Annotated in this window: 14 protein-coding genes; 8 read left to right on the top strand and 6 right to left on the bottom strand. The window is 58.8% G+C overall.

Annotated features, from left to right (window positions below; all coding sequences use genetic code 11):
• Positions 1-341: 341 nt before the first annotated feature.
• The 3 genes from B5525_RS04195 to B5525_RS04185 form a co-directional block, all read right to left on the bottom strand.
• Positions 342-986 (bottom strand): hypothetical protein, encoded by a 645-nt coding sequence (locus B5525_RS04195; protein WP_079564849.1) that lies wholly within the window; start codon positions 984-986, stop codon positions 342-344.
• 107 nt (positions 987-1,093) lie between these two features.
• Positions 1,094-2,929 (bottom strand): HipA domain-containing protein, encoded by a 1,836-nt coding sequence (locus B5525_RS04190; protein ID WP_079572923.1) that lies wholly within the window; start codon positions 2,927-2,929, stop codon positions 1,094-1,096.
• A 433-nt stretch (positions 2,930-3,362) separates the two neighbouring features.
• Positions 3,363-4,835, bottom strand: a complete 1,473-nt coding sequence (locus B5525_RS04185; protein WP_079564848.1) for a DNA cytosine methyltransferase — start codon at positions 4,833-4,835, stop codon at positions 3,363-3,365.
• Positions 4,836-4,935: 100 nt separating this feature from the next.
• Between B5525_RS04185 and B5525_RS04180 the strand changes: the two genes are divergently transcribed.
• Positions 4,936-6,132 (top strand): restriction endonuclease, encoded by a 1,197-nt coding sequence (locus B5525_RS04180; protein ID WP_154073057.1) that lies wholly within the window; start codon positions 4,936-4,938, stop codon positions 6,130-6,132.
• Here B5525_RS04180 and B5525_RS04175 read toward each other — a convergent pair.
• Entirely contained in the window at positions 6,074-6,532 is a 459-nt protein-coding gene (locus B5525_RS04175; RefSeq protein ID WP_338075262.1) for a very short patch repair endonuclease, read from the bottom strand. The genes B5525_RS04180 and B5525_RS04175 overlap by 59 nt on opposite strands.
• Here B5525_RS04175 and B5525_RS04170 point away from each other — a divergent pair.
• The 6 genes from B5525_RS04170 to B5525_RS04145 are packed head-to-tail and all read left to right on the top strand — an operon-like array spanning position 6,531 to position 16,813.
• Entirely contained in the window at positions 6,531-8,141 is a 1,611-nt protein-coding gene (locus B5525_RS04170; protein ID WP_244567826.1) for an ATP-binding protein, read from the top strand. The genes B5525_RS04175 and B5525_RS04170 overlap by 2 nt on opposite strands.
• Positions 8,138-10,900: a Z1 domain-containing protein gene (locus B5525_RS04165; RefSeq protein WP_079564845.1), complete on the top strand. Its 2,763-nt coding sequence runs from the start codon at positions 8,138-8,140 to the stop codon at positions 10,898-10,900. The genes B5525_RS04170 and B5525_RS04165 overlap by 4 nt, the downstream gene beginning before the upstream one ends.
• On the top strand, positions 10,897-11,910 hold the full coding sequence (locus B5525_RS04160) for a PD-(D/E)XK motif protein (RefSeq protein WP_079564844.1): 1,014 nt from the start codon (positions 10,897-10,899) through the stop codon (positions 11,908-11,910). Before B5525_RS04165 ends, B5525_RS04160 begins: the two co-directional genes overlap by 4 nt.
• The gene (locus tag B5525_RS04155; RefSeq protein WP_079564843.1) at positions 11,907-13,757 is read left to right on the top strand and encodes an AIPR family protein; all 1,851 of its coding nucleotides are present in this window, start codon (positions 11,907-11,909) and stop codon (positions 13,755-13,757) included. The genes B5525_RS04160 and B5525_RS04155 overlap by 4 nt, the downstream gene beginning before the upstream one ends.
• Before the next feature lie 43 nt (positions 13,758-13,800).
• On the top strand, positions 13,801-14,970 hold the full coding sequence (locus B5525_RS04150) for an abortive infection family protein (RefSeq protein WP_079564841.1): 1,170 nt from the start codon (positions 13,801-13,803) through the stop codon (positions 14,968-14,970).
• 22 nt (positions 14,971-14,992) lie between these two features.
• Entirely contained in the window at positions 14,993-16,813 is a 1,821-nt protein-coding gene (locus tag B5525_RS04145) for a S1C family serine protease (RefSeq protein ID WP_079564840.1), read from the top strand.
• On the opposite strand, the gene B5525_RS04140 is transcribed toward B5525_RS04145, so the two are convergent.
• Together B5525_RS04140 and B5525_RS04135 are read right to left on the bottom strand one after the other, a co-directional pair.
• Positions 16,807-17,229 (bottom strand): hypothetical protein, encoded by a 423-nt coding sequence (locus B5525_RS04140; RefSeq protein WP_154073055.1) that lies wholly within the window; start codon positions 17,227-17,229, stop codon positions 16,807-16,809. The two genes, B5525_RS04145 and B5525_RS04140, sit on opposite strands and share 7 nt — an antisense overlap.
• Positions 17,230-17,404: 175 nt before the next feature.
• On the bottom strand, positions 17,405-18,772 hold the full coding sequence (locus B5525_RS04135) for a site-specific integrase (RefSeq protein ID WP_079564836.1): 1,368 nt from the start codon (positions 18,770-18,772) through the stop codon (positions 17,405-17,407).
• A gap of 509 nt (positions 18,773-19,281) precedes the next feature.
• Between B5525_RS04135 and B5525_RS04130 the strand changes: the two genes are divergently transcribed.
• Positions 19,282-19,617 carry a hypothetical protein gene (locus B5525_RS04130; RefSeq protein WP_154073054.1) on the top strand — a complete coding sequence of 112 codons (336 nt, stop codon included), beginning with the start codon at positions 19,282-19,284 and terminating at the stop codon, positions 19,615-19,617.
• Positions 19,618-19,644 lie beyond the last annotated feature (27 nt).

Genomic DNA, 19,644 nt, shown 5'->3' with positions numbered 1-19,644 from the left:
GGGCGTTGCTGTAACGGTGGAGCGCTTAAAGATGCTCGGCGCCTCACCGATTACGACGACACACTTGCCGAATTTTGGATAGAAAATCTCGGGACCAATCGGGATGAATCGGGAGCATCCCGGGATCGCTTCGCAGTGGTTCACTTGCGGGCGCGTAGGCCTCGATCCGAGGTCAGGAAAGCATTCGGAGAGAATCGACTGAACGCGCGATCTCAGCGCGGATCGCAAAGGCACCATGGTCCTGTGCTTCGCCTGTCATCGGGCAAGGGAATCTCTAGAGGCGGCGCGGCCATCCCGGCGAAATCATCCGTTCAGGTACGAGAGCAGAGCCTGGGAATTGGTCACTGCTCCATATCGCCTCGGTACCGCTTCGCTTCCTTGACGGCACGTATCAGTGAGTCGTGGGTGCCGCTGTAGGGTTCGCCCGCCGCGTCCCAGTAACGGGAAAGGCGATCAGCAATCGTCTTATGCTTCATGGTCCAAGTCGCGCCGCAAGGCGGCATATCCCGCAAAATGCGAACGCTCTGCGGAGGAATCTTGTCCTGCAAGCTAGGTTTAGCTTCTGATTTGGCACTGTCACTCTGATCGGCCACCGTTGCGGCGATCGCTTCGCCGGAGACGACAGCCCTGATTTCGGCTACCAATGCTGCCATCTCGGTGGACTTATTGCCGGCGTTGACGTCTTGTGGGAGCGCAATCAACACGGCTTCGATTTCATGTTCCGAATAACCACCGTCGCGCAACGCCGAAATCACATCGTCACGGCCCTGGGGGTCGATGGATTGGTCGCGCTCCTCCAATAGCCACGATTCCGAAGAGGTGGCATCAGCTCCCGCCGCTTGTGCAAATTCCGCTTCTGCCTTTCGTACCAACGCGGCCGCTTTAGTAACTTTTGCGATCGCATCGATGGCCCCGTTGATCTTCGCTTGCCATCGCGCCTCGGCAGCGAGTTCGCGCGCTCGCGCTAGTGTGCGATAGTCAACCACGCCAAAATTCCCTTCGACTTTGACCAATAATCATAGGAGCGTCATTTTCGTTATGCCAGATGACCGACGGCCGTGTCGCCGGTTACGCCGACGGGCGAGACCTTCCCCTAGCTGAAGCTTTCCACGCGTTTGCGCGCGATATCGAGCGCCTGATCGGCGACGGCCCTCCCGTCGGGGCCGTAGTGAGTAAGGACCGGTAGCTTAACTGCGTCGACCGCCTTGCGCATATCTGCAACCAAAGCGTCAATAGCTTCATCTGCTGTTCCAGCCTTAAGCCCCGTTCGGGTAGCAACAGTCTTGAAGTCAACGCGCCTTAGCTTGTCATCCTTGCCGTTCAATTTAAGAGCCATCCGATCGTGAGCGAGATTTGGGAACACGCGCGTAGTCACCGCGTCGTACATTGGAGCCATGCGTACCGACTTGAATTTGTCTTCACCAGGCTCTGCGATCTTAAGCAAGGCGATATTTTTGAGATGCATGTCGCCATCAGCAATCAACCAAGCGAACAGAGATCGCCTGATGATTGTGGCGACGTCCTCATCCGGTTCCGTCGAGAGCGGGCGTGCTTGGCGAGCCATCCGATCAATGGTGCCATCGTATTTTGCCTCCGTCGGCACGCCCAGCACGGAACAAAAATCTTCAAGCGCCAACATGCGAGTGTCATTGCCGCCTGAGCGAATATCAAAGCGCTCTACGATGAGCGCTGGCGGCAAGTTGTCCGGCATGTTGATTAACGCAACCTCAGGAACCTCGAACCCGCAAGCACGGCCCAGTGCAAGCGCCAGCCATTCGACGATTGGTAATGCTTCATAGCCGCTCGTTCCCGCAGGTTTGAGAATGTGCGTAAATGGCTTGTCGGTCGCTGGTAAGAGCTTGCCGTGCTGATCGAGGTAGAGAGGTGCTTTGATCTGAATGCCGGAAAGTCGTGGTGTCTCTTTGTTTTCAAACATCCGCGCAAGATTGCGCTCAAAGCTTTCGTTGAGACTTCCGCGTCCAGGGCCGCCATAGGTGCCGGTGAATATGCCGTCCTTTGAATATCGCGAAAGGCGAGTAATCAGAACGTCTTCGGGAAGCGTCTTGAGCTCCGCCTCGTTATCGACGATCGTGATGTTGGACATGTAGCGCTTGCCAGAACGCAGGGCGGCCCGTTCATCCCGATCTTTTAGGACTGATTCCAACCATCCTTCGGGAAGGAGCGAGACAATGAACGGCGGAAGCTTGCCCGGTGTGGTCTGTCGAATGAGTGGCGGCATTTTCTTTTCGAGGGGCGTCCAGCGCCATTCGAATCCGTCATGGCGAAGATGCCCAAGCGGTTCGCGGTGCCATGCCACGATAAGATCAAGTGCAGCTTCATTACGTGCCGTCACAATCGATCTCCGTAAGAGGTAGCGTTCGGCTCCTTCGCCCTCGCGGAGCCAGTCGTTTTCGCGGGCGAGTGCCCAAATCGCTTTTGCAGCCTCTTCGGCAGTTCCATATTCCTCAATGAGCCGGGCAGCAATGACGTCACGCATGGCATCGTCGATCGACGCGGCATGCTCGCTGCGCAACCGAAAAGCTTCAAGAAAGCGCTGGCGGATCGAGGATACATCTACTCTGAACTCGCTGATCCCGTCGGCGACGATGGCGGAAGCGATGGAGGGATGCGGGGGAGCCTGGTTTTGGATGATTTCTAGGGCGCGGATACGAGTGCGCTGGATACGCCGAGCGCTCAAGAAGAGGCGCCCATCGCGCGTGGGCCCGAGTAGAACCGCACTTGCACCGGATAGATAGGCGCGGGGATAAAGATATTTAGCGATGCGGACGGCATACCGTAGGACTGTTGCGTCGGCGTCATCGTCCGGATCAACGTAGATACCTCGGACGAGTTGAGTGAGCTGATCCGTTTCTGCGCGGTAGTGGGCGCGGGCTTTGTCGATGTTCTCGCCAACTAGGTAGAGTGACATTGTAACTTTCACGTATTTCAGATACGCAAAGGTTGTACAACCTGGAATCGGGCTAGGCAACCTATAACTTTCCCGCATTTGAAATACGAGAAAGTCAAGAAAATGCCCCAAAAGAGGGTGTTTTACAAAACCGCCTACTCAACGTTGCTAAGCACCGTGAGGGATGGTGTTAACTATCTTTGCGTTGACGCGGAAATCGACCTCCCGCGCTACTCTGATGCCGGCTCGAATTTAGGCCGCTAGAAAGGCCACTGCACTTACGCCGCGGGGCGCAGGGTGGTCGCGCTGAACCGCAGACCGAGCATGCATCGCGTCGACCATCAGCTTCAGAAGGCCTGACGCATGGCGTTGTCATGAGACGCCCCGCCAGAGCTGATGCTCGGACAACCCTTTAGTCCATCGTCCTCGCGTCATGCGAGGGCTTATCTTATGCCTATTCGGCCGCCACAGCGGGAATGAGCGCGTCTCGCAGACTTGAAATGATCTCAAAGGCGAGTTCGCGCGCCATGACTGGTGGAACAGCATTTCCTATCTGCCGAAACGCGGGGTTCATCGTGCCCGCAAAAACGAAGCCGTCCGGAAACGATTGAAGTCGCGCGGCCTCGCGAACCGTGATCACCCGCGCCTGGTCGCTGTCGTAATGAATGTGGGTATAGGTATCCTTGCCGATATGCGCCGTGAGTGTCCGAACGGGACCATTCGCCCGCAATTTCCACCATCGGTTCGGAAACTTGCTCGGATCATACGGCGGCACCATCGAATCGCGAAGGGATCGCCACTCCGCGGTTTTGGGTGACAGCTTGCGACGGCTTGCGGCAGCCTTGAATAGCTTTTCTGCCAAGCGGTGGGCCTGCGGATATTCATCGCCGGGCGCCATCGCCTTGAATATCCTGGAATCGCGCGGCAGATAGCGCAGCACGTGATCATAGACAGCATCGCCGGCCTTGAAGCCGGGCCACGATCGCATGAGCTGGGTGTAGGAGGATAGGTTGTCCCAGGCCGTTCTGCGGTAATATGCCGCCTCGGTAAAGCGCCTCGCCCCACGCTTTAGCATGCCTTCGAGGTGGCTCGTGACCGGCGGCAGGTCGCCGATAGCTTCGCGGGCAGTCACCGCATGCGGAAGCCCTTTGTGGCCGGTATCGGGTTTAATGAACGCGTATCCCTCTGACGAGTTGATCAGCTTCAAGGAGACGGCACGGGTTCCCGCGTATCCTCGCGGGAGATCGCAGTGGTTCGTTGCCCGAGGAAATTGAACGACCACTCCCAGCTCCTTGCGATAGGCGATCATGTAGACGCGATCTCGCATCTGGGGCACGCCGTGATGCGCGGAGTTGATCAGGGAATACGCGGCATCATATCCCATATCATTGAGCGCCTCCACGATCTCCTCAACGACGTTGTGACCGCCATAATTGAGAACGTCAGGCACGTTCTCGAAGAGGATCGCGAGCGGTTTCAGGCGATCGACATAGTGGAGGTACCGCAGATACAGATTACCCCTCGGATCAACTTTGAACGCACGTGGGTGATCAGCTATCTCGCGTAGCTTTGCTCGGCCGACCCGGGCATACGCCTGGCAGGGCGGTCCGCCTATGATGATATCGATCGCCTGCGAGGTCGCACCCAGTCCGAATTCCTCGACGAGCTCTTCGGGTTCAAGCGAGGCTACGTCGCGCGGCATTGCATGGAGATCAAGGACCTCTTTTGGCGCATCCTTGAAGAAATTGATCGCGTGCGAGCGGGCAGCCAGTTTGTCGATTTCGAGCGACGCGGCAATGTCGCAGCCAGCCGCGTGGAAGCCGAGACTCAGGCCGCCACAGCCCGCGAACAGATCGAGGACCCGGGGGCGCGCCTGTGGATTGCTCAGACGAGCCAATTTGGCGGCGACGCCGTCGAGTGATTTCATCGACGAAAAAGTCCGTGGTAGGAGTGGTGCGCCGCCGCAACTTACCAGGTTCGACGGGCATTGCCAGGCCGCCTGAGCAGAAATAACCGGGGAGAGTGCAGTGGGGGACGCGGGGAGGTCGATCTCGTTCGACGCGCTTGGAGGGGCCGATCTGCACGTCGACGCGGTGTACGAGGGCGGTCGCTCCGGCAACGCTGGCGATGACCCGTTCACTCGTCTCCTTCGGGTTTCCAACCAGGGCGGGTTCCGGTACCGCGGTTCTCTCGCCGCCCTTGAAATGGTCGTCCTGACTTCCTCGATGAGCGACGCCAACTGGCCTGATGAGCTTGATCGGGAAACCGGCGCGTTCACGTACTACGGGGACAACAAGCAGCCCGGCCGCGCCCTACATGCGACGCCCCGCAACGGCAACGAGCTCCTTCGTCGCATCTTTGCCGCCGCGCACGAAGGCGAGACCGGCCGGCGCGGCGTTCCGCCGATCTTCGTGTTCGGCAACACCGGGGAGTGGCGGGACGTGATGTTCCTCGGGCTCGCGGTGCCGGGCACTTCGGAGCAACAGGTCGCGGAGGATCTGGTCGCGATCTGGCGGACTGCGGACGGCATGCGTTTTCAGAATTACCGCGCACGCTTCACCATCCTCAATGCGCCCCTTGTGGAGAGGACCTGGATCGAAGAAGTAATTGCTGGGACGCCCCACACGCAACGCGCGCCGCAGGCGTGGACCGACTGGGTGGAGCGGGGTCGGTATCAACCGCTCAAATCCACCCGCTCCATCGAATACAGGACCAAGACCGAGCAACTCCCCTCCGGCGCAGAAGACCTCGCCATCATTCGCGAGGTCCACCAGTTCTTTGGAGAGCGCCCGCACGATTTTGAGAAATGCGCTGCCGCGCTCGCCAGGCTCATGCTGCCTGACATCGCAGAGCTCGACCTGACGCGCCCGTCCCGGGATGGCGGTCGAGACGCGATCGGCAAGCTGCGCCTTGGTCACGGGATCGCATCCATCCTTGTTGATTTCGCCCTGGAGGCAAAGTGCTACGCGCTCGACAACAGCGTCGGCGTGCGGGAAATGTCGCGCCTTATCTCTCGGCTGCGCCACCGGCAGTTCGGAATACTCGTCACGACGAGTTACGTCGATCTGCAGGCGTATCGCGAGATCAAGGAGGATCAGCATCCGATCATCGTGATCTCGGCGCGCGACATTGCCGGCCTCCTCAGGCGACACGGGCACGCGGACGCTACCGCCGTGAGGGCTTGGCTTGATCGCGAGTTTTCTGCGCCGATCGTCGCGCCTTAGATATCGGACCAGCTCGGCGACCTTGCTTCCCTTGTGGTCCAAGCTCCTTCGCGAGCCGTCCCGCAAGGGAAGCAAGATCGCCCAGCTGGCACTCCCAGACGGTGACCACTCGCCAACCCGCAACCTCTAGTTCACGTTTCGTTCTTCGGTCGCGCGCAACGTTGCCATCGAACTTGCGCTGCCAGAACTCCGCTCGGGTCTTCGGGGTGTACGCCAACCCGCAGTCGTGCCGGTGCCAGAAGCAGCCGTGGACAAAGAGGGCGACGCGCCTGCTGCGAAAGACGATGTCCGGCTTGCCCGGAAGGTCCCGGGCATGTAGCCGAAATCGGTAGCCCATCGCGTGCAGAAGCTGGCGAACCGTCATTTCCGGTCCCGTGTCGCGGCCTCGGATGCGGCCCATGAGGGCGCTCCGCATCTCGCGGCTCATGATGTCGAACCGCTCACTCGGCTCGCCAGCGCGCTCAACCGCTGGTAAGTTGCCGGTTCTCTGTTCCCGTGGGGCTCTCATAGACATTCCTGTGCCGACGCGCGCTGTACCCCCATCCGCTGCCGCCCTGGTCGGCTCCCTTCGGGGGGTCGGCTATTCGCTTGAGACAGCGATCGCCGACATTCTCGACAACAGCATAGCGGCCGGCGCGAAGAGTATCGATATCCAATGGGAGTGGAACGATGGAGACCCGGTCGGATGGATCCTTGACGACGGAGCCGGCATGGATGCCGATCGCCTCGTCGAAGCCATGCGCTTCGGCGGCATCGGACCGGAAGCCGAGCGGACGGCTGAGGACCTCGGCAGGTTCGGACTCGGTCTCAAGACCGCATCGCTGTCCCAGTGCCGGGAGCTGGCCGTGGTCTCGAAAACCTCCTCGGGCCTCGCGTCGTTCACTTGGGACCTCGACCAGCTTCGCAAGAACGGCGGCGGATGGGATCTGATCGACGGCGATGCCGGCCTTTCTGGCGAAATCCGCGATCAACTGAAATCGAAGAAGTCAGGCACGCTCGTTGTATGGCGCAAGGTCGACTTTGGCCGAACGAGCGATCGGCCGAGCTACGAGTCGTTTCTCGCCGACCTCCAGCGCGTCGATGCCCACCTTGGCATGGTGTTCCATCGCTTTCTCGCGGGCGACGCCCGGGCGATCAAGATCACGCTCAATAAAAGCCGGGTGAAAGCGTGGGACCCATTCCTCGAAAACGACGAATCGATCATCCGAAATCCGGAACAGCAAGTACAGGGGCCTGGCGGCAGGGTCTGCGTTCGCGGTTTCGTCTTGCCGCACCGGGACCGGTTCCGCAATGAGAGCGAGTTCGAGAAGGCTGGCGGCCCCGACGGATGGACGGCCCAGCAGGGCTTCTACGTGTACCGGCATAAGCGCTTGCTCTCCGCGGGAGGCTGGCTCGGACTTGGCGGGAGCCGGGCGTGGACCCGCGACGAAACGAGCCGGTTGGCCCGCATACGCATCGATATTCCCAATACGGCGGACCACGACTGGCGCATCGACGTTCGGAAGGCGATAGCTCGTCCACCGGACGCGATCCGCAAGGCACTCCAGAGAATAGCCGATGACGTTCGCCGCAAGGCGCGGGAGGTTTTCGTCCACCGCGGACAATACGGCAGTCGGCAGAAGGCGACCGGCGTATCCCGAATATGGCAGGTAAATCCTGAGGGCGCGAAGCGCCGGTACACTGTCCGGCGGGACCACGAACTAATCGAACTGCTCAAGAGGCGTATGGACAAGACGGGTTTCGATCTCTTCGAGGGGCTACTCGACCTTATTGAGAGAACCGTGCCCGTAGATCGCGTATGGCTCGACGTAACCGAGCATGGCGTACCTGACGACGAGGTCAACAGCTCGGAACTCGTGACGACCGCGCTCTCCATGGCGAGAATGATGGAACGAGCGGGACTCACTCCCCACGAAGCCGCGGCGCGGCTCGCCACGATGGATCCATTCGACAAGGTCGAGAATATCGAAGAAAAACTGATGCGGAAGCTGCAGGGGGCGAAACGATGAGTTCAACTGAGGATGCGATCGGATCGATGGCCCTCATGATGCTTCGACAGCGCAATCCCGATGCTGCGGTCGGCAGAGAGGAGATTGAGAAGGCGGTCGGCGACTGTGCGAAACTCCTTGCGCGGGAGATGTCGGCTGAGCAACTCGCGGCGATCGTGCAGGAGCTGGAAACGAGGCTCATCGTCAAGGTTGGTCGACCCACGAGACTCGTTGATGAGCGAGGCCACGTTCCCTGGTATTTCGGAAATCGAAAGGAAGGTCGCAGATTCTTCAAGCGCTACGGCGATTTCCTGCTCCAGGATCAAGGTTGGCCACCGGCGGCGATCGACGCGATCGACCTTTCGACTGATCTGATCATGGAGCAGATGGAAGACCCGAACCGCGAAGGCCCCTGGGATCGTCGCGGGCTGGTCGTCGGGCATGTCCAGTTCGGAAAAACCGCCAACTATGCGGGACTCGCGGCCAAGGCAGCGGATGCCGGGTACAAGCTGATAATCATACTCGCTGGCATGCATAACGCGCTGAGGCAACAGACTCAGCGTCGCATGGATCGCGACTTTCTTGGCTACAACACCACTCCTGCAAGCGGCGGCGCCGGCTTCACGCGGATCGGTGTCGGCGAGCTCGATCGCAGCATCCATGCCGAGCACCTCACCACCCAGGCTGCGAACGGGGATTTCAATCGTGCGTTCGCGGACAATCTTGGGATCGGCGTGCAGCAGAGGCCGGTGCTTCTGGTCATCAAGAAGAACGCTCGCATCCTCGAAAACTTGAACAACTGGGTCAATGAGGTCCTGGCCCCCCGGGGCGATACGGAGGCGCGCCCGCTTCTCGTTATCGACGACGAGGCTGATCAGGCTTCGGTCGACACGGGCGAGCAGAGATTTGACGAGGACGGGCCCGATCCCGACTACGAGCCGAAGCGCATCAACGGGCAGATACGACGCCTACTCTCGTCGTTCTCTCGCTCCGCATACGTCGCGTATACCGCGACCCCGTTCGCGAACATACTCATTCACGATGCTGCGGCAACGGAAGAGTACGGCGACGATGTATTTCCACGAAGTTTCATCATGAACCTTCCGTCGCCGTCAAACTACGTCGGACCGGGCCTGCTGTTCGGGATCAACGGCGTAGGTGCTGACACAGCGCAGGAGCCGCTCGATGTCACGCGAGATGTCGATCAGGACGGTGAGGCGTGGATCGCTATCGATCACAAAAATGGGTTCGCACCTCGGTACGAGGGAGAGGACCGCATTCCTCCGTCGCTTGAAGACGCCATACTGAGCTTCGTGCTCGCATGCGCCGCCCGCTCGGCACGTGGTCAGCGCAACGTGCACAACTCGATGCTTGTCCACGTCTCTCGCTACAAGGACGTCCATCAGTCGGTCTTTAGGCAGGTCGATGATTGGGTCGCCGATCTCAAGCGCAGGCTCAAGTATCGATCGAAGAAGAAGGACCCGATCCTCGATCGACTGCGCGAACTCTGGGAGCAGGATTTCGTGCCGACATCTGCGACGATCAGAGCGACGGAAATCGGAGCGACGCTTCCCGTAACCGACTGGTCCGCGGTCGACGGCGAACTTTCCACCGCCGCCGACAAGATCAAGCCCCAGGTCGTCAACAGTGAAATTCGCGATGCGCTCGACTATGACGGCAATGCCGCGCAAGGCCTGAACGTCATCGCGATCGGCGGCGACAAGCTCTCGCGCGGACTGACGTTGGAAGGACTGACGGTCAGCTACTTTCTTCGACCGTCAAGAATGTACGACAGTCTCATGCAGATGGGCCGTTGGTTCGGGTACCGGCCTGGCTACGTCGATCTGTGCCGGCTGTACATGACGCCTGATCTGCAGCTGTGGTTCCGGCACGTGGCGACCGCGGCAGAAGAGCTGCGTGAGCGCCTGGATCACATGGCCATGATCGGGGCAACGCCCGAGCAATATGGTCTCCGGATTCAGTCGCATGACATCCTGCTCGTGACAGCTCCGAACAAGATGCGTCACTCGCGGGAGTTCCAGGTCTCATTTCAGGGCGAGGCAAAGATACAGACGGTCCTCTTCAACGATCAGTCGAGAAACCAGCAAAACGCCGCGACCATCACAAGCTTTCTGGATCGGATCGGACCGCCTGCCGAGCCTGCGAACAAAGCGGGTTTCAAATCCCTTGAGGAGCGCCGCCTGTGGAGAGGTGTAGCCGGTGCTGAAGTAGCGACCCTGCTCGGCTCGCTTCTTTTTCCGGACGAGGCGCGCGACGTGAATGCCGTTCGCATGAGCGCATATATCCGCGAGCAGTTGGGTGCCGGGGAGCTGACCGACTGGACGATCGCGGTTCTCGGCGGGAGCGGCGAGCCCCGTTCGGTAAGTGAATGGACCTTCAAGACGATCGAACGCAATCCCTTGCCTCGTGGTGAGGCATCCGGCCGGTACGTCGTGAAAACCATACTCTCGCCGCGGGATGAGGCGATCGACCTTGATAAATCGGAGTTTGATCGTGCGCTTTCCGCGACAAACAGAAAGCGCGTGGAAGCTGGCAAGGACGAAGCAACCACGCCCGATGGGCCTGAAATACGGAGGGTCCGTGGCGAGAACCCAAAGAGAGCTCTGCTCCTGCTATACCCGCTCTCGCCCGAGAAGGCAGAACTGCGCGACGTCGACGTGCCGATCTTCGGAGTCGTTGTGAGCTTTCCCGATTCTCGGAGCGGCCGATCGATCCGATATCGCTTCAACACCGTCGAACAGCGGCTCGAACCGGTATGACAGCTCTTCGAGACGAACTCGTATCGAAATGGGCTGAAGCTGCACGCGCGGGCCCAAGTGATCGCGAATGGAGAGCGGTTGCGCTCTCGGTGCCTGCATCGGTGCGCTTTCTCGCGGGCATACGAGAGCCGGACGGCCGCATTGCGCTCCTGATTGAAGCGCCCCTCGGCGCGGCGTCGACCACGCTGTTGAGAATAGCAGCGGAGGGCGTAAGTCTCAGCGACCGACGAGACGCGGAATCGGGACTCGTCCGCGTCGCCGTAGCGCTGGAGCGCGAGCCGCTGCGCGATGTCTTTGAAGTATTGGCCGCCGATCTTGTGGATGTGATCCGGCAAGCCGCAACTCCGGCTCAGGCCCTCACTATCGGCGTGTCGCGGCTGGAGGCCTGGCAGGCCTTCCTGCGCTCCGGCCGGCGGGGTCTTTCAAGAGAGGAGCAGATCGGACTGCTTGGGGAACTCACCGTGCTGGAGCTTCTCGCGGGTGCGATCGGCCATGAAGGGGCTGTGGAGGCCTGGTTCGGTCCCCTGGATGGTATTCATGACTTCAGCAGATCGGGGATCGGGATCGAGGTCAAAGCGGTTGCCGGCGGGGGAAACCTATTGCGCATATCGCGCCTGGATCAGCTTGATAGGAGGGGACTTTCATCTCTTGTCATTGCGCGGCCCCGATTCCAGGAGGTGCCCGACGGACGTACGGTGCTTGCAGCCGTGCGCGACATTCGCGAGGCCATCGATCGATCGGCGCCCGGCGTAAGGCGGGCGTTCGATGATCGGCTCCTGCGGGCGGGACTGCTTGAGGGCGAACCGGGGGCTTCTCCGGGATTCGCGTTCGTCCTTCAGGACCTGTACGGCTTTCTGGTGCGGGAGGACTTTCCGCGGTTGACCGGCCTCTCGGTCCCGCGGGAAATTGTGGATGCGTCGTACTCTCTGGACGAAAGACTACTTGGCGGCTTCCTGATCGGGGCGGATGGTCTGACTCGATCTCTTGGAATGATGGGCGGGGCCTCATGAGTGACGAAGCAATGAATGCCTTCGCCCGCGAACTTGCGGGCGAGGTCGACGAAGCGATCCAATCCGGCGATGGCAGTATCTATAGCGAGGAAGAGTTCACCCGCATCGTTCTGGATCGCCTGGGTGACGAAGGTGCGATCGAGAACCCCACGCTCCTGTGGCAGGAGGGCAACTTTGCCCGAGCGAAGTACAAGATAACCGGCTACTCCATTCCCGAGGATGAGGAACGTCTCATACTCGTGACGACGATCCACACGGGAGAGGTCCCGCCGCGGGCCTTGGATCGCGACGAAATCCTGAGCGCCCTTCAGCAGGCGATGAAATTCTACGAATGCAGCTGCAAGGGACTTCACACGAAGATCGAACCGTCCAATACCGACGCGAGCGAGTTGGCGCGGCATATATATGAAGCGCGCGAACAGATCGGTGTTCTCCGGGTCGTCCTTCTATCCGATGGACTCACAGGCCTCAGATCGATCGATCTCAAGAAGGCTTTTGACGGGACGCGCGTCATTGTCGATCTATTCGGCATCGAACGGCTCCAGCGAATCCTCGGACAGGGACTGCGCCGAGACGACATTGTGGTGGATTTCAGCGCCGAACCCGGCGGCCCGCTCCCTTGTCTCAAGGCTTCATCGGAAACTGCCGACTATGACGCCTATTTGGCCTCTATACCGGGCGTGCTGCTCGCGGACATCTACGAGAAGTACGGCACTCGATTGCTCGAACTGAACGTGCGAGCGTTTCTTGGGCTGCGCGGTCGCAAAAGCGTCAATGCAGGGCTTCGATCTACGATTCGCGATCTCCCTCATCGCTTCCTCGCATACAACAACGGCATTGTCGCAACCGTTGACGCGATGGACGTGGAGGATACCGGGATTGGCCAGTTCCGGATCAAGTCGGTACGAGGCCTGCAGATCGTCAATGGCGGTCAGACCACCGCCAGCCTGCATCGCGCCAAGCGACATGACGGGGCCAAGCTCGAAGGGATCTCTGTGCCGGCGAAGATCATCTGCGTCGGCGGAGCGGACCTTGACGAGATGGTCGCCGCGGTCTCGAAATCAGCCAACAGCCAGAATACGGTTCAGCCCGCAGACTTCTCCGCAAATGATCCGTTCCACGTCACCGTTGAAAAGCTCGCCAACAACACCTGGTTGCCCGATGGCAAGGGCCGCTGGTTCTATGAGCGCGCTCGCGGAAGCTATGGCGCAGCAGAGTTGAAAGCGTCATTCGCCGCGCGTCAGAAGCGACGGTTTGCACAGGAAACTCCAAAGGAGCGCAGGTTCTCGAAGACCGATCTTGCGAAATACCTGAATGCCTGGGAGGGCCAGGCGCACCAGGTGAGCTTTGGTAATCAGAAGAACTTTCAATTCTTCATGCAGGCCCTCAAGGACGAGCATCCGGATGGGTTTGAGCCGGATACAACCTGGTTTAAGGCATTCGTTGCGAAGGCGATCCTCTTCCGAGCCACTCTATCTATCGTACGAGCAAAGAAGTTTGCCGCCTTTCAGGCGAACATTGTTGCGTACACCGTTGCGTGCCTTTCGTGGGCGTGCGGCGGACGCATTGATTTTGAAGTGATCTGGACGCGTCAGGCGATATCACCTGAGCTGAATAAGCTTCTTGAGAGCTGGGTGGGGAAGATCGACAAGGCGCTTCGAAAGACGGCAGGTAACCGCATGGTGAGCGAGTGGGCAAAGAAGATCGAGTGTCGCGATGCGCTCCGGGAATTGGCGTTCGACTTGCCAATTGAGCTTCCAGCCGAACTTTCCAGAACGGCAGCCTCCGCTGGCCGTGGATCGAGACGCTCCAAGGTCCAGAACGACGAAGCAGCGATCATCCGCTAGGCTAGCCGCACCGGTTACGATGTCCACTTCCTGCCCGCCTGCCATGCTCAAAGAGCTATGTCATCTGCTCGCGTCGGCGATTGCCGACACGAAAGCCTATGACGTTCCAGGCTTATGCCGGCGTCTCAATCTGGGCGATGGCGAGGAACAGGAAGCTTTCGCAAGCAAGTACAAATATGCCCAGAAGCGGCTCGCAGTTGTTTCAGCGGATCAGGTGTTAGCGAGTGCCCGCCAGCTCACATCCGAGGAGAGCCATTTTCAACTAGGGGAGCAGTTGGCCAAGATCGACGAGCTTAAAGGGCCGCCGGTGACAACGCTCACGCGGCGACGCCTTATCGCCCTATTCGATCGGCTGCCGCTCGCGCGCGAGATCGAGGACATGGAGCTCATTCGAGGTCTTTGGCCCATCGCGTCGTTGCGCGCGCCACACCCGAGCAGCGAGGCGACGCTTGAAGACTATCTCCATCGGCACACTGTTCGGAACGATGACCTCTCAAACCGCGACGTGTTGGAGGCACTTGGTGTGCTGACGTGCTCTCGCGCGCAGTTATTCAAGTTGCTCGCGGCGGTCACCGCGCCGGAGACTCGCTCGGGGCCAGAGCAGGTCAAGCTGGCCGAGCAGATTAATGACTTGTTGCGTCACGATGGCTACACCTTGGCTCCGGCGGGTCGAATCTCGGGGAGTCCGTTCTACACCGTTCGATCAGCCTCGACCGGATCTCCGGCGGACGAAAGCATTTCGGCGACGCTAGCAGCATTCGACCCAACCCAGGTGCACGCGCGCTGGACCATGGCATTGGAGCGGCGCGCTTCGGAGCCGGCAGGAGCCATCACACTTGCCCGCACGTTGTTAGAGGATGTCAGCAAATGGATTCTGGATCAGGCGGGCGAGACTTGGCAGGAGACTGACGATCTGCCGGTGCTTTACCGCAAACTTGCGAAGGTTTTGAAGCTCGCGCCTGATGGCCACACCGAGCAGGTCTTCAAGCAAATTCTCGGAAGCTGCCAGTCCGTCGTCGAGTCGCTGGGCGCTCTGCGCAACAAATTGAGCGATGCACACAGCCCCGGCCCAAAACGGGCGCGTCCACAAGCCCGACATGCGGAACTCGCGGTGAATCTTGCCGGCGCAATGGCGACATTTCTCGTAGCTACGTGGGAGGCGCGGCAGACCGACGCAGGCGGTCGATCAACCTCGCCAGCGTCGAAGGGGTAAGCGGAAAGAGGGGAGCGTGACCATGCTGGTGTCTGAGATTGGTTTCAGGGCGGCTATACCGATCGCGCTCGCGAGAAGAATTTCAACGTCCCTGATACTCGCCATTCTTCTTGCTGTGTTTCAAGTCGACGAAGGGGCAGCGGGGCCTGATAGGGCGGCACTGGGTTTAAGTTTCTACGACCCCGACCCTGAGTACAGTCAAAGCGCGAATAAGGGCAGCATAACTGGAGCTGAAGTCAGAGAGGTCAGAGAAAATGGGCCGGCCGACAATGCAGGAATTGAGTCGGGAGATCGGATCGTAAGGTTGGATGACAGAGCAATCACAAAATTTTCGGATCTGCGCGAGGCACTGTCTCTCCGAAAGCCCGGGGAAGTAGCGGAAGTAAGCGTTGTCCGAGATAATGCAACGCGCATATTTCCGGTTACACTGGAAGCTCAAACGAAGTGGCCAAAGCCAAAATCGTTCGCGCGAGGAGACATCTCAGTTCGAGGGCGTTCTGAGACGACGACGAGATTAGCCGGAACTGCAATCTTGAGGGTGATAGCGCTGCCAGTGAGCGACAATTGCGACGTGGTTAAGTATGATTTGGTGAGCCGCGGTGTTGTTTTGACCGACGGTCTCTTCTATCCGGGGGAACCAAATCTCACTCGTCTCACGGCCGATCAACTTACGATGGTGGAGGTACTTCTTCCTGCTGGAGTCTATCGGCTTCGAACCCGAACCCAGGCCAACTGTCGCTATGCAATCACTAAAGTGATCCGATACTTGTCAGAGTTCGGGCACAATTTGGAGTTCGATGCGCGATTGCCTCCCATGATTCTTAGGCGGGATGCAGCCCTGATAAGAGAGATCATTGGCTCGGGCCTATACAGGTATGTCGACATCAAGAATTTTCGGGCCGCCTTTCTCGACAGGCTATGGGGAGCGCGTCGACCCGAGATCCTGAAAGACGCATGCCAATTTGTTCGACGCGGCTATGGCATCTCGGGAGGGGGCGATGATTTGCGGGGCGTTGCGAAGCCGCGCTTTGAGCTTGTGCTCAGGGCAGCAGAGAGAAACTATGAGTATTGGGTTGCGGCGCGAAGACGGGAGGGGGACCCGAACGCAACTCAACGGCCCAAGCCTGGAGGTGGGTTTTCTGATGAGGAGATATGTAGAAACGTCGAAAACCTCGATTTAGCGCAAGATGCAGAGGACGCTACGCATCCGAGGCTTAAGCTGACTATCGGTGTACGTAATACTCGAGCGAATAACATTGATACGCCGATGACGAGCCAGGTAGTAGTTGCGAAGTTGGAGCGTATTATTCATCGGCTATATGGGTATTCGGCAGCGGATGTCGTGATGAATTTTAGAGAAGGACACTGCGAGGTGGGAGTTCGTGATGGATTGGTGATGTCCGGAAGGTGCGAGAACTCAGGGTATGCTCGCGCTCCAGTCGTGCAGCCAGAGAACGGTGTTACGGGTGTATTGTCAGGTCCCCTTTCTACAAATTTGACACCTGCAGCTATCGAGGCCGCGCTGAGAAGTGTTATCGGAGAGCTGCCGAAGATCGATTTTCTTGTTCAAAACGGGAGCCTAATTCAAGTCAAAATTCATGGAAGCAAAAATATAATCATCAAGGCCCGTAGCTACTGGGAAGTTATCTATTTAGACATCGTCCCGTCTCAGACAGAAGTGCATGCAATCATAGAGCCTAGCTATGCATCCGGAGTCGGCAATGGGCCCCCTCCCGATGAGGCATTTAAGGGCAATACAGAAGTTGATTTTCCTGCAGAAGCCAGGGCAACTTTACAGAAGATCGTAAATGCGCTCGCGCGTGCTGAAGCTAGTAGTCATTGAGCCAGCGGCGGCGGAAATAGGTTTTTGACGACCGTTGCGACATAGGTGCCCATGACAGTTTCGATTATGCCTAGAAATTTTATCAGATGATCGATCGATTGCAGCCCGGCATTGAACGCCTTGAGGGTGATGGCAAGCATCATCATCAGCGAGAATGCAATTGGAAAAACTGATGCGAATAGCTTTGCGAGCGGGTTTAGGGGCGGTTCGTTTTTCAAAGGGTCATTGAAAGCGAAATTGATCATCAAAGAAAGGTAAACTGCAAACATTGGAGCAATGACAGCGAACACATTGATCATCTCATCGAAGGTGTAGCCGCCTGCCAACCAGAAACTTATGAGCAATGTGCTCGAACCAAGATGTCCGACTAGAATTACGGTCGCGATCAAATACCTAAAATTTGCTAGATTTCCCATTGCGCCCTCCGTGCCCCGTTGGGTCTAATATTTCGCCTCGCATCAATGACGCCCAAGGGCACCTTGTGGGCGAGCGAGTCGCATTGTAAACACAACTTAAATTTCTGGGGTAGAGAGTACTTCCGCGTCTCGGGCGACTGCTGGCGGCCCAAGTCGCGCCGGCACTATCATCACTTTATGTCGTGAGCTTTCGGATGGGCACCACGTCCGCGGTCTTGCCTCCCTCAAGGCTTGCGGCGATTCGCTGGCCGACTAGGTCGCTAAGAGTTCGCACCGGATCTTCCGACTGATTGACGTAACGGTGCGTCATCGACAAATCGCTGTGCCGCAGGAGGTCACGCACCAAAAAGGCATTGGCACCTGACTGGCCAGCATACGTGCCGACGGTATGCCGCAGGTCATGAAGATGAACGTCATCCAAGCCGGCGACAGCCCGGATCTTCTGCCAGGCCGCTTCCATAGCATCTTTCTTAAGTGGTCCGTCTGACGATCGTTGCGGCCTTTCAAGGCCTAGCGTTTCGTTCGCTTCCTGACCGGCCGCCACTACTCTTGAACGGTTAGGCAGCACCCAAGGGCTCGCCTGAATGCAAGCGGGACGAAGGGCAAGCAGCACTCGCCTCGCCGGTGCGTTGATCGCTACCGTTTGCTGCCGGCCAGCCTTGGTGTTTGGCAAGAGAATAGACCCGGCCGCGAGGTCGACGTGCTCCCAGCGCATGCCGAGCACCTCTGATAAGCGGCACCCCGTAAATAGCAGTAATTCCACAGTCGCGGTAACGACTCTGGGGTAGATCGTCCGCCGATGCTGCTCACCGGGCAAGTGCTTGGCCGTAGCCTTTCCCTCAGCCTTGATTGTCCAGGGCAATCCCTCGCCTTCAGCTCGGCGAAGGACGGCGCCAAGTCTCTCCAACTCGCCCGCCGAAAGAAACCGTTCCCGGTGACGTTCGGGATAGCGTGCGATCTTCCGGCAAGGGTTCGTTCCCTCGGGGCGATATTCCCACTCTTCGGCGAGATTGAACACCTTAGAGCACATTGCGCGGACGATGTTCGCCTGCCTTGGAGTTGCTGCCATCGACCGGTGGAGCTTCTCGATATCCCCCCGAGTGATTGCAGCCACCTTGAGCAGGCCAAGCGTGGGGCGGATATACCGCTCGACCACGCGCTCCAGTTCCGCACGGACGGAAGGCTTGTTGCGCTTGCGAACGTGGTCCGCGACGTACCGATTCAGAAGCTCGTTCATATCCGGAGCCCTACGGAATGCCGTTCTTGCATCCGCCGGATCGTGACCTTGCGCGACCGCCTGCAACACGGCCTTCGCGTCGCTTCTGGCCTGCTCGACGGTGATCGTGCCGTGAACTCCCAAGAGAAACCAACGCGAGCGGGCGTGCTTATTACGATATTGCACGAAATAGGTCTTACGACCCGTGGGGTGCACGCGCACGCCGAAGCCAGCGAGGTTCGCATCGAATTGCGGGTAGGCTTTTGCTTGAAGCACGAGGCCATCAACTAAGCGTTTTGTTAAAGCGCGGTCGGTTGCCTTGCGCATAGCTGCTCCATTTTGGCGGACGGCTGATGGACATCCGCGGACGGTTCGCGATAGATGCAGAAAGTACCTGTATTACTTGAGTTTGGGCGGTGCCGGACGGTTCGGACGGCTTTTCGCGCCGATGTGAGCTGTTTGGCTCCGTCCCCAGGGCAGTTAGCTTCACAGGCGAAATTCTAGCAAGCAAATAGCAAGCAGATTGGCGTGAAAGAGGTAGAATTTCAGAGAGCATCGTGAAGCAATAAGCTCATGCGAATCAAGAGTTTTTCGTAATCCGCAGTATTTCAAAGAAAGCAATGAAAATCCAGAAAAACTAACTGTGGAACAGGAGGTCGGTGGTTCGAGCCCACCCAACTGTACCACTCCTCGAAGCCATTTCGCGCGAAAGCTATTATCGAAGCGAAATGCCGTGCTTTCCACGACACACGTCGAGGCGAAATTTCCGCCCTTCTTGCTAATCCGCCGACCTTCACTCACAATTCTCGTCAGCAATGCTTTGGGGGGGATTCGCGATGGCTGTCCGGTCCAGAAACTTCCAGCTCGGCTTGATGTTGGCGGTGGCGGTGTCGATCTGGCCCGCGGCAAGCCAGGCTTATACGCCCGAGCAGGAGCAAGCCTGCAGCGGCGACGCGATGCGCATTTGCGGCGCGTTCGTTCCCGACGTCGACCGCATCACGGTCTGCATGATCCAGAACAAGTCGCAGCTCAGCCCTCCCTGCCGTGTCTTCTTCAGGGACTCCGAGGCCGCAGCGACCCCGGTCAATGCCGGCAGGCCGATGAGCATCAGGCCGGAAGATTCCAAAAAGCCGGTCAAAAAAACCAGGAAGTCCAGGTCTGACGAGGAGTGACCGCGACGCTGGACTTCACGGCCGGCG

The sequence above is a fragment of the Bradyrhizobium erythrophlei genome, from assembly GCF_900129505.1.
Classification (GTDB): domain Bacteria; phylum Pseudomonadota; class Alphaproteobacteria; order Rhizobiales; family Xanthobacteraceae; genus Bradyrhizobium; species Bradyrhizobium erythrophlei_D.
This window is presented reverse-complemented; position numbering and strand designations above follow the sequence as displayed.